The sequence below is a fragment of the Bacteroides sp. ET336 genome, from assembly GCF_024733815.1.
Lineage (GTDB): Bacteria > Bacteroidota > Bacteroidia > Bacteroidales > Bacteroidaceae > Phocaeicola > Phocaeicola cellulolyticus.
The window spans coordinates 205,251-222,764 of record NZ_JANRHK010000002.1; the positions used below are offsets into that span (position 1 = coordinate 205,251).

General features: G+C 40.2%; 12 protein-coding genes. 7 read left to right on the forward strand and 5 right to left on the reverse strand.

Annotated elements, in window-relative coordinates:
• Positions 1-264: 264 nt before the first annotated feature.
• The 3 genes from NW213_RS03735 to NW213_RS03745 are packed head-to-tail and all read left to right on the forward strand — an operon-like array spanning position 265 to position 5,676.
• Positions 265-1,725: a DUF3375 domain-containing protein gene (locus NW213_RS03735; protein ID WP_258321879.1), complete on the forward strand. Its 1,461-nt coding sequence runs from the start codon at positions 265-267 to the stop codon at positions 1,723-1,725.
• Positions 1,722-2,300, forward strand: coding sequence for a DUF4194 domain-containing protein (locus tag NW213_RS03740; RefSeq protein WP_258321880.1), 579 nt, complete (start codon positions 1,722-1,724; stop codon positions 2,298-2,300). The genes NW213_RS03735 and NW213_RS03740 overlap by 4 nt, the downstream gene beginning before the upstream one ends.
• Positions 2,284-5,676: an ATP-binding protein gene (locus tag NW213_RS03745; protein ID WP_258321881.1), complete on the forward strand. Its 3,393-nt coding sequence runs from the start codon at positions 2,284-2,286 to the stop codon at positions 5,674-5,676. The genes NW213_RS03740 and NW213_RS03745 overlap by 17 nt, the downstream gene beginning before the upstream one ends.
• A 96-nt stretch (positions 5,677-5,772) precedes the next feature.
• On the opposite strand, the gene NW213_RS03750 is transcribed toward NW213_RS03745, so the two are convergent.
• From NW213_RS03750 to NW213_RS03760, 3 genes are all read right to left on the reverse strand, one after another.
• The gene (locus tag NW213_RS03750; protein WP_258321882.1) at positions 5,773-8,223 is read right to left on the reverse strand and encodes a glycosyl hydrolase family 18 protein; all 2,451 of its coding nucleotides are present in this window, start codon (positions 8,221-8,223) and stop codon (positions 5,773-5,775) included.
• Between the two features lie 63 nt (positions 8,224-8,286).
• Complete coding sequence (locus NW213_RS03755; protein WP_258321883.1) at positions 8,287-9,360, reverse strand: DUF5119 domain-containing protein; 1,074 nt, start codon at positions 9,358-9,360, stop codon at positions 8,287-8,289.
• Positions 9,357-10,463: a DUF3575 domain-containing protein gene (locus NW213_RS03760; protein WP_258321884.1), complete on the reverse strand. Its 1,107-nt coding sequence runs from the start codon at positions 10,461-10,463 to the stop codon at positions 9,357-9,359. Before NW213_RS03760 ends, NW213_RS03755 begins: the two co-directional genes overlap by 4 nt.
• A 373-nt stretch (positions 10,464-10,836) precedes the next feature.
• Between NW213_RS03760 and NW213_RS03765 the strand changes: the two genes are divergently transcribed.
• Entirely contained in the window at positions 10,837-11,142 is a 306-nt protein-coding gene (locus tag NW213_RS03765) for a GNAT family N-acetyltransferase (protein WP_235339716.1), read from the forward strand.
• A gap of 130 nt (positions 11,143-11,272) precedes the next feature.
• On the opposite strand, the gene NW213_RS03770 is transcribed toward NW213_RS03765, so the two are convergent.
• Both NW213_RS03770 and NW213_RS03775 read right to left on the reverse strand, forming a co-directional pair.
• Positions 11,273-11,461 (reverse strand): DUF6722 family protein, encoded by a 189-nt coding sequence (locus NW213_RS03770; protein ID WP_154043270.1) that lies wholly within the window; start codon positions 11,459-11,461, stop codon positions 11,273-11,275.
• A 67-nt stretch (positions 11,462-11,528) separates the two neighbouring features.
• Positions 11,529-13,331, reverse strand: a complete 1,803-nt coding sequence (locus tag NW213_RS03775) for a MutS family DNA mismatch repair protein (RefSeq protein ID WP_258321885.1) — start codon at positions 13,329-13,331, stop codon at positions 11,529-11,531.
• Between the two features lie 109 nt (positions 13,332-13,440).
• On the opposite strand from NW213_RS03775, the gene NW213_RS03780 reads away from it, so the two are divergent.
• The 3 genes from NW213_RS03780 (at position 13,441) to NW213_RS03790 (ending at position 17,492) form a co-directional block, all read left to right on the forward strand.
• Positions 13,441-13,983, forward strand: a complete 543-nt coding sequence (locus NW213_RS03780) for a methylated-DNA--[protein]-cysteine S-methyltransferase (RefSeq protein ID WP_258321886.1) — start codon at positions 13,441-13,443, stop codon at positions 13,981-13,983.
• Between the two features lie 125 nt (positions 13,984-14,108).
• Entirely contained in the window at positions 14,109-15,107 is a 999-nt protein-coding gene (locus tag NW213_RS03785) for a metallophosphoesterase family protein (protein ID WP_258321887.1), read from the forward strand.
• A gap of 33 nt (positions 15,108-15,140) precedes the next feature.
• On the forward strand, positions 15,141-17,492 hold the full coding sequence (locus tag NW213_RS03790; protein ID WP_375338104.1) for a family 20 glycosylhydrolase: 2,352 nt from the start codon (positions 15,141-15,143) through the stop codon (positions 17,490-17,492).
• Positions 17,493-17,514 lie beyond the last annotated feature (22 nt).

A 17,514-nucleotide genomic window follows, 5' to 3' on the forward strand; every position in this document is an offset into this window, starting at 1 on the left:
GTTTTGATTGATGAACTTTTTTGTGATGTGAATTAAATTGTCTCATCTTTTTTAATAGAATTTTTTGCTGTTTATTTCCTTTTAGAAAGCACTGAAAAAAACGTGCGCACATTTGATCTAAAGCGTGCGCACGCTTTGTTTCGAATGAACGCCCGTTTTAAGTGAAACGTGCGCACGCTTAAAATATGCTTTTTGGGTAGCTCTCATTGCAGTGTCGGATTTTATAGCTAACTTTGTATGATAACTTATTTCGAATAAAAAAACATGTCCGAAACCCAGCTATTGTCCGATATATTGAACGATTCCCCATGCGCGGAACTTTTGCGTTTGCGAAACAGGGAGATTATTGTATTGTTTCTGTATGAAACATTTTATAAGCACAGAGAGCCTGTGGCATATGATTCACTGAAAATGCGACTTTCAGATTATCTTTCTTCCATTAATCTGGAGAAGGATGAGGAGAACGATATAAATGTGTTCGATTCATACGACGAAAAGGCATACAAGTATATTCAGAAATGGACGGACAAAGGTTTTCTCCGCAATTATCAGGAAGAAAGCGGCGAGGTGTTCTATGAGCTTTCGTCATATTCCAGCAAGGTGATAGACTGGCTTCTCAGTCTGAAGAAGGATGAGTTCGTGGGAACAGAGTCGAAGTTTATGAACCTTTACGGACAGATAAAGGAACTTGTTGAGTTTACCAACGAGGATCCTGAAGAACGTATCCGAATGCTTGAGCAGAAAAAGATGGAGATAGAACATCAGATCCAGAGCCTTAGAGCAGGCGAGTCGGCAATGGTCTATGAAGACTATCAGGTACTTCCACGTTTCCGAGACATTACCCGTACGGCAAAGGAACTTCTTTCCGATTTCAAGGAAGTGGAAGATAATTTCAAGTCCATTACAAAATCCATATATCAGAAACACGCCGAGGGAGACGTTTCGAAAGGTGATATTCTTGGATATACGTTCGATGCACTTGACAAGCTTCAGCAGAGTTCGCAGGGAAAAAGTTTCTATGCTTTTTGGGATTTCCTTATGACACCATCCATGCAGGACGCATGGGATAATATGGTGGATGATTTGTATCATTCCATCGATCCGTCGCAGATCCGTCAGGAAGATATGTTCCTGAAAAATATGAAGCAGTATCTGTATAATAGTGGAAAAAAGGTATATCAGGCAAACGACAAGATGGCTGAAAAGTTGAGCCGTATCATCTGCGAAAACAATAATTCTCAGTCAGCTGCATCGAAACGTGTTATTCAGGATATACAGTCGGTACTACTTCAGTTGGCAAGCCAGAATATAAAACCCGATGTGTCGCTCGAACTGGAGACTATACCGGAAATATCCATGCCGATAGAGAGAAAGCTTACTCTTGAAAAGACTGACGATGTGAACTATAACAATGTGATAGAAATAGCAAGTGCGGACATTGCCGAGGCAGAACATGCCGACAAGCTTTTTGTAAGTCATGGAGTGGATCGTTCGATACTCAAACAAAGAATTCACGATTCATTGAAGCGTCGCAAGCAGGTTTCTCTGTCCGACGTGGTAGAGGAGAGTGGAGGACTGGAAAAAGGACTGGCAGAGTTGTTCGGATATATCAGTGTGATACGCGGATTCAGGCATACCATTAATGCCGACCGTACACAAACAATACCGTTTAACAGCGAGTTGAAGAAATCAATAGTAATACCGGAAATTATTATCTTAAAATGAATATAGATTCTATAATAGCACCTTACGGACGTACCGTAGTACGCCTGCTTAAAGGTCCCGTAGAGGTAACAGACACGAACGTATGGGAGGACATCCTTAACTATCAGTCGGAGATAAACAAGTATCTTGCTAATATTGGTATAGAGCTGATAGTGAAACGCGATGAAGGTTTTGCATATATCAAGCAGATAGTGGATGATGAAGACAGGACCACAGGACTTATTCCTCGCCAGCAGCTTGGTTTCGAAATATCGGTGATTCTGATAATCTTAAGGCAGATGCTTGAAGAGTTCGACAGCAATATGGACGAGCTGTATGCTACAGAGCGTTTTGTCAGTGCCGACGAGTTGAAGGAGCGAATAGAGATATTCCTTCCGGAGCGTTTCAACAGAGTGAAGTTACTCAGCGAGATAGACACATATATCAACCGTATAGTGTCGCTGGGATATCTGAAACTGATAAAGCGAGACAATGTGAATACATACCAGATTCACAGAATAATTAAAGAGAAAGTAACATTGGACAAACTACAAGAATTTAAGGATAAACTGCAAGAATATGTTGAGTCTGTTTAGTACCGGTTCCGATACGTCGGGATTTCGTTTGAAATACATGGAGATATACAACTGGGGAACATTTCACGAAAGGATTTTCCGCATGGAGCCCCAGGGAAACAATGCCCTGCTTACGGGAGCAAACGCTTCGGGAAAGAGTACCATAATAGATGCTCTACTCACTCTGATGGTACCTGCCAAGAAGGACAGGTTCTATAACCAGTCGTCGGGAGTGGAGAAGAAAGGTAACCGAACAGAGGAGACATACGTTCTTGGTAATTATGGAAATATTCAGCGCGACGGCGAAAGCGGTGCAAGCACACAGTCATTGCGCGATCATTCGGCATACTCTGTGCTTCTTGCCACTTTTACCAATACCGATACCCGTGTGGTTACAGTGTTTCAAGTACGCTGGTTCTCGGGTGGTGAGTTGAGGCGTACCTTCGGTTTGGCTCATTGCGAACTGGATATTAAGACCGACTTCCAGCCATTCGATGGCAAGGGTATGTGGCGTCGCCGTCTGGAAAGCTCGCATAAGGGGAACCGTACGATGGTGGAATTCTTCGAAGGACCTGTAGGCTATGCCGACCGTATCACACAGCTTTTCGGTATGCGTTCCGTAAAGGCGCTTTCATTGTTCAATCAGATAGTGGGTGTGAAGGTGCTTGATGATCTGGACGACTTTATCCGTACCAATATGCTTGAAGAGCAGCATGCTGAGTCGCAGTACATAATGCTTAAAGACAGCTTCAAGACTCTGATGGAGGCAAAGACCAATATCGAAAAGGCTGGAAAACAGATTGAGTTACTTACACCTATATCAGAATATGCAGACGAGATAAAAGAATATGCCCAGAAAATAAAGCAACTTTCCATGGACAGGGAAAGCATTGATTACTGGTTTGCCCGTAAGACTATAGAACTGGGTAAGGAACGTGTTGATTCTTTGGAACAGGAGCAGGAACGTCTTGAAAAAGAGGAAAAGAAACTCCGTGACGACGAGGACAGAATGCGTCAGGACGAACGTTCCATAGCCCTTGCCATAGAGAATGATGAAGTGGGCAGGAAGATAAAGGAAATGGAGCAGGAGATTAAGCGTCTGGAAGAACTCCGTGATGAGCGCGTGTCTCGTATGGATGAATATAACTCGGTGGCATCTGTGTTGTCGCTCACTACTGACCCCGACAAGGATACTTTCATAAGTCAGCGTGACTCAGTAGCCGGACGTCTGGAGGGCATGAATGCCGGTATAGAGCAGAAAATCAGAGAGACTATAACTTTCGAAAACGAAAGAAAAGATATTGGTCAGAGAATAGATGAGTATATCAAGACTATTGACTCTCTGAAGAAAAACAAGAACAATATTTCAGGACGTGAGTCGGAGATACGCGAAATGATACTCGAACATACCGGAGCCACTAAAGATGAGATACCTTTCATCGGCGAGCTGATAAGGGTAAATCCTGCGGAAATGGAGTGGGAGGGTGCCATAGAGAAAATCCTTCACAACTTTGCACTGCATCTGCTTGTGCCTGACCAGTATTATCATGAGGTAAATAAGTTTCTTAACTCTAACGACTTGAAGGGTAGGATTACTTATTACCGCTATCGTACTTACAACTCGCTTGCAGGAATGGATACATTCACATCCGATGATGCCAGACTGCTAGACAAGATTGAAATACGTCCCGACTCTGAATATGAGGAGTGGATACGCGATACCATATTCCAGAAATACAATTATGCGTGCGTAGAAAATCTTGAAGAGTTCGAACGCTATCAGGAAAAGGCTGTTACGCGTGAGGGACTTATTAAGTTCTCGCACGACAGGCATGAGAAGGACGACCGTCCTCAGGTGGTGAGCAAGGCAAATTATATCCTTGGATGGGATAATCAGGACAAGATATCCCTGCTTCAACATGAGATAAAGGAACTTCAGGAGAAAGACATCGAGCTGATGGCCAAACTGAATGATATAAATTCCGAGAAACAGAAACTCCAGTATGACTACGATATGAGCAAGAAACTGGTGGATATGTTTAAGGACTTCGATGCCATAAACTGGAAAGAATACGCCACACGTCTGCAGGAGAAACTTTCCGACAAGGCTGAATTGGAAAAGAACAATAATACCATCCAGGCTCTGCAGAAACAGTTGGAGCAGGTACGTCAGGCCATACGTAAGATTTCGTTGGAAGAGATACGCGACAAGGTGAGCCAGATTTCGGATATCAAATCCAAGATAAAGGAAACGAAATACGAAATGGAAGAATGTCAGAAGGCTATTTCATCAATGCGTTCTATCCTTCTTTCCGACTTTGAGCAGGCTTACGAAGAACTGAAGAACTGTACATACGAAGATCTTGATAAGGAATACAAGTCATTCATCAGCCGTAATGACCGCGAACGTAATAAACTGTTTAATAAGAAGCGTGAGGCGGAAGACAAGGCGAAGAACCATATCCGTGATTTCAAATATCCTTCGGAATATATTACAGAGAAGTTCAAGGACTGGCGTTCGGACGTTAATGCCTTGCCTGATGCCGACAATATCGACCTTATAGACGAATATCAGGAAATGTTGCGCCGTCTGCAGAGGGAAAATCTGCCGAAATATGAAAAGCAGTTCGACAACTATCTGCAGAAAACGCTTACCGATAAGGTGGGTGACTTCCGTATGTTCTTCATAAACTGGAAGAGTGCGATAGACGACAATATACGCATGCTGAATGAATCACTTCATGGTATTGATTACCGCAAGCAGCCGGCTACCTATATTCAGTTGGTTATGCAGACCAGGATAAATGAAGAAGTCAGAGAGTTCCGCCGTCTGATGGATGAGGCTATGCCTAATGTGCAGAAAATCAATTCTACGATAGACGGGCGTAAGATACATTTTCGCGACCATATCCAGCCGTTTATGGAACGTCTGGAAAATGAGGATTGGAGAAACAGGGTGATGGATGTGCGTTCATGGTTCACCTATAAGGCAGAGGAATTCAACCGTAATACAGGAAATAAGGAAACAACATACGAAAACATGGGACACTTGTCGGGAGGAGAGAAAGCGCAGCTCACTTATACCATCCTCGGTTCTGCCATTGCATACCAGTTCGGTTTGACAAAGAGCGGAATGCAGGACAATTCGTTCCGTTTCATTGCCATCGACGAGGCCTTCAAGGCGCAGGACGAGGATAAGGCACGCTATCTGATAGACTTGTGCAAGCAGCTTCATCTGCAGCTCCTTGTGGTTACTCCTAACGATAATATACATATCGTAGAGAATGACATTTCGTATGTGTATTTCGTAGAACGTAAGGAAGAAAAGACCTCATGGCTTTACAGTATGCCTATAGAGCAGTGGAGGGCAGAGAAGAATCCGGGAACATTGTTCTGATGATTCATTTTTTATAAAACTAAAAAACTGTGTTCGCAAGCAAAATCTGACTTGCTTGCGGACACAGTTTTATATTGTATATTCTTTACTGAAAATTTATTGTGGCTGTGCAGGTATTTCCTTTAACATAGCTTTCAATAATGAATATTCATGGCTGAGTGTGACATCTGTTGCAAGGTCCCAGCTCATCATACCTGCCATGCCTTGCTCCATTGTGTATCTTGTCTTCTCACGTATGGCATCTGCTCCATCATATATAAATACTTTACCTTTGTAAGTTACTTCTTTTTGTGAGGTTGAGGTTACAAGATTGTTTTGCACAAAGTTCCAATAAGCTTCAGTACTTTTTGAGCCATCTTTAGTAACTCCATAGAAAGGTACTCCCATTACGATTTTATCTTTAGGGAATCCCCATGCCAGTACAGCCTGTGCATCATTTTTGAACTGTGACATTGGAAAACGCTCTGGTGATGGACCGTATGCCTGTATTGAAATGAAATCGACATACTTTGCAGCTTCTAGTGACATCTTATATGAAACCGGATGTAATGAAACACTAAATGTATAATTGTAACCGATAGTGTTTCTTACAGCTATAACTGTCTGATTGTATGTGTTGAAAGCACCTTCGTTGTTTGCAGGCCATTCAAAATCCAGATCTACACCATCAAGATTATATGTTTCTAATAGATTTTTAACGTTATTGGCAAACTTTTGTCTGGCGGCTGGAGAATCACACATGGCTTGCCATCCACCAGATGCTATACCGATACGTAATTTTATTCCAGGATTAAGTTTGGTACGTAAATCATTCAGAATAGTGACCCATGTATGATTATCCTTTCCAGGATTTTCTTTGTCGAATGTCCAATAGGCCTGAGTCTTGCAAATATTCCAGCTTTTATATGATAGTTTTCCTTCGGCATTCATTATAGTTCTGATGTCTCCGCCTCCAAGAGGTAGGAAGTTGAAATAAGCTTCGTCGATATATCCCTTCAGACCTTTACCTAATTTAGTTTCTGTCTGCATGAAAGGAAGTTCGTTTACGCTAATAGTACCACTTGTTGCAGATGCGTCATCACCGTTTACATATAGGCGCAAAGTACCTTTATTGCCATATGTCATAGCTATGTGTATCCATTTCCCTGGTACTATATTACTGTTGCTGAGTGTTGCTGTCTGGTCGTTTATTCTGAAAATTAAATTACCTTCTGTCTCGCCAAGTGTAAGTGAAGTCCTGTTGTTTCCGCTACTTGCTGCCTTGGAAAAGAGAGTTGCACCAGAAGTCCATTCGTCTAGATATATCCATGTAGCAAATGTAAACTGGTTGACACCTTTTGTCGCAGAGTTCAGAAGACCGTGTCCTGCGTTCATTTCTCCTGTTCCGTCAAAATGCATAACCCCTTTCTTTCCGTTGAATTCATCAGTTGCTGTAACACCACTTTCTGTGAAAGTAGCTGTGTTATCAGGAGTTTCAAAATAAATGTCACCGTTTGCGTATGGGCTTGCTGTCATGAATATCAGGTCATTACATGCATTCATACTTTCTGTATAGACGCGATCGGTTTCATAGAAGTTTGGTCTGACGTATGAACTGATAATCTTTTGAGGAGCAATTTCAGTAGTGTTGCCGTCTTCCCAGTTATCTATTTCAGGTTTGAACTCAATAATTTCCATGTTGGTTATATTGTCACCGTTGATTGTCGCGGTGTAGTTGTAACGGAATCCAGGTTTCCATCCTCCTTCACCTGGTGATGCCAGTTCTAATTCAAATGATTTTGTTGCTTCTTGTGACATGCCGCCTCCAGATATGCTGGCTGTAAATGAAACTGTTACTTTTGATGTTTCGTCAGTAGGAAGTTGCTGTGGAATTACAAGCTTGAATTGCGAAGCCTTGCTTGATGTTTCGCCTGCCAGATTTGCAATGTCATCATAAGTATAGGCTACATCTGCTTCTGCATTGCCATCCCATTTGATGTTACCATCCTCGTAGATACCTGTTGCAGTTTTTATAGCTTTCTTGATTTTTATATCTCGTATAGCCAGTGTATAATTTTTTAGTTCTGTATTAAAAGTGAAGCCGACCTGGCTCAGCATGTGGCTGAATGATAATGAAACAGGGGTAGAAGGTATGCCGGAGACTGCATCTGCTGAACTTACTGCAGCAACCAGATCCTTGTCGTCACTAGGTGTATAATTAGGAAAAGTCAGTTTTTGTGATGTGGCGTCGTAGCTGGCATCTATGATTTGTCCAGCTTCGCCGTCTGCATAAGCACCGAAGCGGTAGTAATTTCCCGTATGCCAGTAATAGGTGCTGGTATTAAGTTCATTGTTGAAAATTTGACCGTCAAAAGACGTATTGTCTGTACAGTATTTCCCGAAAACATAGAAATTATTCAATGTTTTCACTTCTGTTACAGCTCTTGTCGTATTGCCTACAAATGCATCGAAACCAATTGTGTGCATGTCTGCCACTTTCAGCACTTCGTTGGTACAACTTGCCAAAGTCATTGCAGCCATACCCATCAAAAATAAATTCTTTTTCACGATAAAAATAGTTAAAAGGTAAAACTTAAAGTTATTATTTGGTATTATAAAAATATATGTTCATTATATTGGTAATGGTATGTCTATTGTGTCTTCCCAGTCTCCTATATCTGTATCAAAATTACCTGAACTTTCACTGCCGTCCTCATCGCTAACTTCTATGTCCGGAAAAAGCAGTGTGCCGCCACGTGGTTGTACACGCATGTATTTACTGACGTCAAGATAGTAATTAAGGTGTTTACCGTTTTTCAGTATAACTTCAAGATTTAGCACGAAATGCAGTTTCTCGGCATCATCTGTGTATTCATTTGATTTGTAAGCAAAATTTGGTACACCAAACGACATAACTTTTGCATTACAGCCTAGTTCGTCTATTTTGCAGTCAAAAAGTAGTGTAGCGGTTGCGTTGTCTGTGTGTCCGTCGTGTAAATAAGTCTTGTTTGCCATGCCTGTAAGTGCCCCTTTTGCACGCGACACATATTCCAGACCTGACTTGAACTTGTAGCGTATTAGGTAGGTATATGTACGTGGAAACATCGTTACAGGCAGATGTTCTGTCTCGATAGACAAATCAGCTTTGTATTCAGGTATATATGAGGCATAAAGCATATCCGGTGGATTGACGGTCTGCTCATGTTCATATCCTTCAGGAGCCTTGTAGCCGGATCTTGTGCGAATACGCGTACCGGCTGTAGCCGTTACCGGGTTATCGGTATTGCTGAATACAATATATTCTGTGTCGTTACTGTAGAATAACAGTTCATGTTCTCCCTGAGGTATAGGTAGTATTCCTCCTGAATTTTTCAGATTGTTTGTTATCGGTCGGGAACCTCCTGTATGTATTTGCGTACGGATACCTTTTGATACATTTGGCTTATAGTCTTCGTAACTGCCTGGCCAGTTTTCTTTTCTCCATATTCGTTTCCAGTCAAATCCATCTGTTCCTGCCTTATACGGATTTTCCCATTCCTGCATCCATTGTAGTTGAACATCGGCATTTGCAGACAAAGCATGTTCCTCATGGTTGAAACACAACTCTTTCCGGCATGAACCCAGCATCATATTAATGAAAAGAATGAGGAAAATACAATACAGTATATCCGGATAGTTTTTTATAGTTTTATGGTATAGTGTCATGATTTACCTCCTTTCTTGACAGTGCCCCAGCCTATGTTCCACACCAAAGCAAATTTTATTTTTAACGGACCAAAATAATTGAAGCGGTTGGTCTGTTCATAAACGTAGTGTTTGTCAATAGGAATATATTGATCGTATTTTGTAGTCATAAAACCGGCACCTATACCGGCTTCGAATGCAAGGTTTTTACCTATAGGAAACATATATCCGTAGCTTATACCTATCATTCCTCCCTCTCCTCTATATCCTGTATTGCCATTTTCCAGGTCGTACCAACCTCCTCCTCCAAACAGACCTGCATAATGTCCGTGAAGATTATTTTTTCTGTTTATCCAGTAACGTATTTCCGGCAGTATGGTGGCTAGTTGATAGTATTTGTGTTTGTTGTCATTGTGCCACCAAGCCATATTGCCTTCAACTCCTACCGACCATTTTCTGTCGATACGGTATTCTATCTCCAATGATGGCATAATTGCACAATCATATATAATGTTTGTTTTCAGATACCATCGTTTGTCCTTATATTTTTTTTGAGGAATTTCTGTTAGAATAATTTCAGGCTGATTTTCATATAGTTTTCTGAATGGCTGTAATCTCTGAAAACTGTCATTTATTTTGTTTGTATCTGCTATATATGATTTGTTGTCATACTGTGTCTTTTCAGGAGTGTACCCTTCAACATAGTTTATTCCTATCAAGGCCACAACATCTTTCATGTTCTTATAATTGCTGGTGCTGTTTTTTGTAAGATAATACTCTTCTTTCATGCCGTGATGTATTATAAACCAAGACTTTACATGATTACTACGCTCTTTTGCTGCTGCCAGGTTTTCTCTAAATGTAGGAAATGAACCACAAAAGCCACGTATCAATAAATGAGCTCGTCCTGCTTCAATATCTTTACGGTGCTGGTTTATAAGCTGTACGGTGTATGTTATGGCTTCTTCATTACCTTTGAATGGAGAGTAGAAAATCTTGTTTCCAGGTATGAATCTGAATAGAATGACTGAATCTTTTTCTGATATAGTGTTTTCGTCTGTTGTGATGGAATGTGCGTTGCAGACTAGTATTGATATTCTTACTAGTGCAATTATAAAAATCATTATTTTTAGACGGTGTATTATCATATCACAGTATTGATTGTAGTTCCGATGTCTTTACATTTAAAATGTGGAACATCTTGAACAATATGGTTACAAAGTTTTAGTTAGCCCGTTTTTGTGTAATTATAAAAGATACTATAAATGTGATTTAAGTATTCTTTTTATAATTAATTGATTTCTTTTGCGCAAAAGTAGTAGTAGAAAGGTGTGTATAGTGTTTAAAAATAGCTATTTTGTTTCCAATATTTGCTATTATGGCTTATTTATCGTTTGTTTTTCGATAAAAAGCGTCTAATTACAGTATAATAGCGATGAATTTTATAACTTTGTATTACTCGAAATTTAAAGTTAATCTGACTAAAATTTATAGCTTATGGAAATTGTACACGACGAAGCAAAAAAACAGTTCAAGGTGGAAGTGGACGGTTATACCGCTCATGTAGCTTATCAGCTGACAGAAGACGGCGGTCTTGATATCCGCCACACCATAGTGCCCGAAGAAATAGGCGGACGCGGAATAGCATCAGCCCTTGTAAAGGCTGCATACGATTATGCACGCTGTAAATGTCTGAAACCGGTCGCTACATGTGCTTATGCCGTAGTGTGGTTGCAGCGTCATCCGGAATATCAGGGCGATGTTAGTTGTGATTATGGTGGTAAGGGTACTTGCGCAATCTGAACGATTGCGCAATACATTATTTAAATCATATGGTTTGATTTTAACCATTTCTTTCCCGGAGGTGTAAGACACCATATCAGGAATATTACGCATGGTAGTCCTATTGCTGATAAAACAAATACTGCTTCCATTATTTTTCCTCCTTCTTATTACTTAATACTAAACCCGCTAAGAGTGTTGAGCAAGCTACTAATAAACCTAAGACATATATTAATAGTTTGCTTTCGCCCAAATCTTTAAATAAAGATGCTATTACTATACCTGTCAACACATATTTTGAGACATCTATAAGATAGGCTCCTAACTTCTCTTTCCACATAATGTATTTATATATAAAGACAAAAATAAAAAACATCTGTCAACTTTGCAAATTCTTTGTGTAATAGTTAATTATCTTCTATCACAATCCCCATCTTCTTCATAAGGAAGCATGCATTCATATTTTGGGCTATACCTTCACGTATCTTGTAACTGAAGTATAGCTCATTGTTTTTTATATCCGCTTCGAAACAGTAGTTCCTTATCTGGTCAGGGAAATATTTTACCAGTTCACCGAGCAGCAAATCGTGAGTGGCAATAATACCGTTTGCCTTTAGAGTCATAAACTGGCGTATAAGGCTGAACGAACCTTTTTGCTTGTCCGTAGAATTTGTTCCTTTAAGAATCTCATCAAGGATGATGAACAGCTCGTCGCCCCTGTTGAGCATGTCAATGATTCTTTTCAGACGTTTGAGTTCTGCAAAGAAATAAGATTCGTTATCGCTCAGCGAGTCTGATGTACGCAGACTTGTTATCAGCTGTGCCGGATAGATTTTCATTTTTTTACAGCACGACGGTGTACCGATACATGCCAGCAGATAGTTCACGCCTATTGTTCTCAGGTATGTACTTTTTCCCGCCATGTTGGCACCTGTGATAATGAGGAAATAAGGTCTTGAAGGAATCAGTGCATCATTTTTTACGCATTGCTCCTTAGGCATCAGCGGATGTCCCAGCTCTTCAGCCTCATAACAGAATGGAGTATCTGTGATTTCGGCATACTGATATCCGGGATGATTGTAGGCAAATGTTCCGAACGAACAGAGTGCGTCCAGTTCTCCTACTGCCTCCAGCCATCCTGAGAGGTATTTTCCGTACCGGTCTTTCCATGCCTCGATACGTATCATCTGGCGCAACTGGAAGAACATGCTTCCTTCGAGTATTACATACATAATCTGATTATTACGCAAGTCTAGTCTGTCCAGTTCTTTAGTCAGTGCCTTTAGGGCTTCGGCAGGAGATTTTCCGTCTATCTCAAGTCTTTTTATTATATCCTTTATTCCTCTGGCATTCCATTCCTCGTTTTGTGTCAATGTTATCAGGCGGGCATATGTGCTTAGTGTCTTAAGTTTTTTGCCATACTCTTCCTGAAGTGCAGTGGCACGCTTAATAACACTGAAACTGAGTATTACGAAAAATGAAAAAGCAAGTCCGAACCATGACATGGAGATTATGTCCGCCAGTCCGCATACCAACAGTATTATATTTATGGATGGAACCAGCCATATCAATGCTTTCGCCCAAGTAGATTTTGTGAGAGTACTTTCCGTTTCTGCCCATTTGCGGATGTCGCTGTCATCGTTGTTTTCACTTCTGTTTATAAGACCTGTGATAGCGAAATTCAGTCTGAAGTCATTCCTTTCTGCCAAATCTTTTACGCAATCCTGCCTTTCCTCTATATCTTCTTTTTTACGTAAATGTTTTTTCATCCATTCTGCCAAAGTAGTTTTTCCTATGTGAGTACATGTACGGTTTATTGCCTGGAATAGTGATTTGCGGCCGAAGATATCAAGGTCGAATGAATAAAGATGTTCTGTATCGGCAAACTCCTTGCCCTCATCAAATTCCGAATAATCATTGTTAAGTCCTTTTAATTCCTTGTTTAGGATGTCAGCCTTTACTTCCAGCCATTGTCTGCGAATGAAGAAACGGCTGTGTACCTTTATCATTATAAGGAAAGGGACAAGTGTACAACAGGCTCCTGTTATGATAGTCTGTATGCTGTGGCTCCATAATGCGATGACAGTCGATATACAGCCTACGAAGAGCAGTATCCTTATAATACTTATATATAATATGGTTTTGTTTACCTTGTTCAGACTCTGTTTAGTGTCCGATAGATTGTTGTTATACCATTCCTGCGGTTTCATGATTCTTGTTTTTGTTTTGCCTGCGAAGATAATAAAGTTTTGAAAGTCTGTTTGCTTAATGCTGTGGATTTCATTTATTTTGTGATGTAATATAAATCTAGGTTAATAAATGAGGTTTAGAATAGAAAGAATGACAGACAGCGAGTTCCGTAATCTGAATATTGATTATGGATTTTACAATACTCCGGTAGGAGAAATACTGATTGCGTCAACAGTTCGTGGAATATGTTGTATTGAATTAGCCGACAACCGTGACGAGGCTTTGCAATTACTTTGCAAAAGGTTTGCAAAATCTTCTCAACAGATACATCCTGCGGAGTTTCACAACCAGGCTTTGCGCTTTTTTGATAAAGATGAAAGGATGTCTTCAAATGAAATTGTTTTACATCTTTACGGTACGGATTTTCAGATAAAGGTATGGAGAGCCTTGCTTGAGATTCCTTTTGGGAATACTTCCACTTATAGTGATATTGCAAAAGCTATAAATAATCCACGTGCTTTGCGTGCTGTAGGAACAGCTATAGGACGAAATCCGGTGGCTATACTTGTTCCTTGTCATAGGGTATTGCGTTCTGATGGAGGAATTGGCGGTTATTACTGGGGAATAGAAAAGAAAAAGATACTTTTGGAATGGGAGGAGGATATGCCTTGAATTAAATTTTCATTCATGTTATAAAGTAAAGAAAAAGCATAAATTATAAATGTCTTATTGTATTTTGTGGTTTTATTTGTTTACTTTGCACATTGGATAAATATTAGCTCTTAAATCTAGTAATAATGAAATTTTTGTGTGTATTATTATGCCTTTTATGTACTACTTTTTGTATAAAGGCTCAAAATGTTTTAAAGTTCAATCAGGAAGGAAAATTCAAGATTGTACAGCTCACCGATGTACATAATGTTTATCAGGATGCCCGTTCGCAAGTAGCTTTACAAAGAATAAGGGAAGTTTTAACATCAGAAAAACCGGATCTGGTTATAATAACCGGAGATGTTATTTACGGTAAACCTGCAGAGGAAGGTTTTCGTGAGGTACTTTCCCTGATTTCAGATTTTAAAATCCCTTTTGGAATTACTTTTGGTAATCATGATGATGAGCAGGGAATGACACGTAAACAGTTGCTTGATATTGCATCTTCGTATGAATATAATCTTACATCTACAGCAGAAGGTATTTCCGGTTTCTCTAATTATATATTGACCGTAAAGTCTAACGACTCTGTAAGAGATGCAGCTATTCTTTATTGTATGGATTCTAATTCATATTCCACAATTGAGGGTGTCAAGGGATATGGGTTTATAAAATTCGACCAGATTTCGTGGTATCGTGAAAATAGCAATAAGTTTACAGCAGCCAATGGAGGCAAACCAGTGCAGTCGTTCGCTTTCTTCCATATACCTCTTCCTGAATATTCTTATGCCGTTGAAGATCAGAATGCTGTTATGGTCGGTACACGAATGGAACAGGCGTGTTCACCGAAACTGAATTCCGGAATGTTTGCTGCCATGAAGGAAAATGGGGATGTAAAAGGAATATTTGTAGGACATGACCATGACAATGATTATGCCGTATATTGGAACAATATATTATTGGCATACGGAAGATACAGTGGAGGAAACACGGTTTATAATCATTTGTCAAATGGTGCCAGAGTTATAGAATTGACAGAAAACAGCGGGTATTTTACTACATGGATAACTTTGGAAAAAGGTGAAAGAATTAACAAAGTCGTTTGCCCGGACGATTTTATCAAAGATAAAAACAAAAATATGTAATTACCCATATCGTTAATTTAAATTTAATTTTTTATGAAAAAAAGCTGTCTAAAAGCTATCTGTACAGTGTTTACAGCTGGTATTATGATTTCGTGTGGTAATTCGGCCACAGAAATCAAGTCCTATAATGAAGGTATAAATATTATACCAAAGCCTCTTTCTCTGGAAGTAGGTAATGGAAGTTTCAAACTGAAGGACGGCATGTCTGTTCATGCCGCAGGTCAGGACGAAAAGACTGTTGCCGAATATTTCATCTCAAAAATCAACCGTGCAACAGGTTTTGACATTCAGGTTAAGGAAAACGGATGTATCCGTCTGGAACTGGACCCTTCTGCCTCTATGGATGACGAGGGATATACATTGAATGTTACTCCGGAATCAGTACTTGTAAAGGCAAAAACAGCTCAGGGACTTTTCTACGGAATGCAGTCGTTCATGCAACTTCTTCCGGCAGAGATTGAAAGTCCTGCTGTAGTAAAGAACGTTCCTTGGGTGGCACAGGCTGTAAACATTACAGACGAACCTAAATTCGAATACAGAGGTCTGATGATTGATCCTTGCCGTCATTTCATGACTGTAGATGAGATTAAGAAACAGTTGGATGTAATGGCTCTCTTCAAGATGAACCGTATGCACTGGCATCTGACTGAGGACCAGGGATGGAGAATCGAGATTAAGAAGTATCCTAAACTGGCTGAAGTGGCATCAAAACGAATTGAAGCAGACGGAACAGAATATGGAGGCTATTATACTCAGGAAGAAGTAAAGGAAATAGTGAAATATGCTTCGGACAGATTTATCACAGTTGTTCCTGAAATAGAATTGCCAGGACATGAACTCGCAGCCATTTCCGCATATCCTGAGCTTTCATGCAAAGGACAGTCTATCACTCCACGTACAGTATGGGGAGTGGAACACGTGGTGATGTGCGCCGGTAAGGAGCTTCCTTTCCAGTTCCTTGAAGATGTTATCGCTGAGGTTGCCGCCTTGTTCCCTGGAGAATATCTTCATATAGGTGGTGATGAATGTCCTAAGACGAGTTGGAAAACATGTCCGTTGTGTCAGAAGAGAATACGTGAAGAAAAACTGTTTGCCGACAAGAACCATACAGCTGAAGAACGTCTGCAAAGCTATTTCGTACAGCGCATGGAAAAAGTAGCGGCCAAATATGGAAAGAAGATTATCGGATGGGACGAAATTCTTGAAGGAGGTCTGTCACCAACTGCAACTGTCATGTCATGGCGTGGCGAAGAAGGTGGTATTGCTGCAGCTTTGACAAATCATGATGTAATTATGACTCCTGGTTCAAATGGCCTGTATCTTGACCATTATCAGGGAGACTGTAAAATAGGCCCTGTTGCAATCGGCGGTTTCTCTCCACTGGAAAAGACATATAGCTATAATCCTGTGCCTGATACACTTGTTGCCATGGGTAAGGAAAACTTTATCAAAGGTCTTCAGGGCAATGTATGGAGTGAATATCTTTATACAAATGATATAAGGGAATACCGTACCTTCCCGCGTGCTTTAGCCATAGCAGAAACTGGATGGACAGCTACAGAACTGAAAGATTATAATGATTTTATCAGACGTATAGACAATGCTTGCGTGCGTCTTGACGGACATGGAATAAACTATTATATTCCTATGCCGGAACAACCGAACGGATCATGTGATTTTGTTGCTTTTACAGACAATGTATCGTTGACATTTACAACCAACAGACCTGTAAAAATGGTTTATACACTCAATGGTACTGAACCTACAATCAACTCTACAGTTTATAATGCACCGCTTGATTTCACTGAAAATGCTACAGTGAAGATTGCTTCTGTTCTTCCTTCTAACAAGATGAGCAGGGTTCGCACTGTGACAGTAGAAAAACAGACTCTTTCTCCTGCTGCCACTGTAGAAAAGAAAACTCCGGGACTTAATATGGAAGTTATTGACGGAACATATCTGAATATGGCGGAACTGGAAAAATCTGGTATGAAAGTAGCGGATAAGAAAGTCATTAAGGATACACGCGAACTTATTACCTACAGAAAGTTCTCTGAGGAAACCATGAGAGGCTTTAAGCAGTATTCAGCTATTGCTACAGGATATGTTGATATTCCGGCCGATGGTGTTTATTTCTTCTCTTCTGATCTTGAAGAAGTATGGATTGACGGTAAGAAACTTATCGATAATGGAGGAATTGTCAAACATTTCTGTCCTACAAACAAGTCTGTAGCTCTTTCTGCCGGACTTCACGAATTCAAGGTAGTGTTCCTCGGTAACTCTTACGGAGGTTATCCTACACACTGGAATGAAGGAAGCATCAATATCAGAAAGTCTGATGAGGAATCATTCAAAAAGATTACGTCTGATAGACTGTTTCATTGATATTAATGAAATGATATAAAAT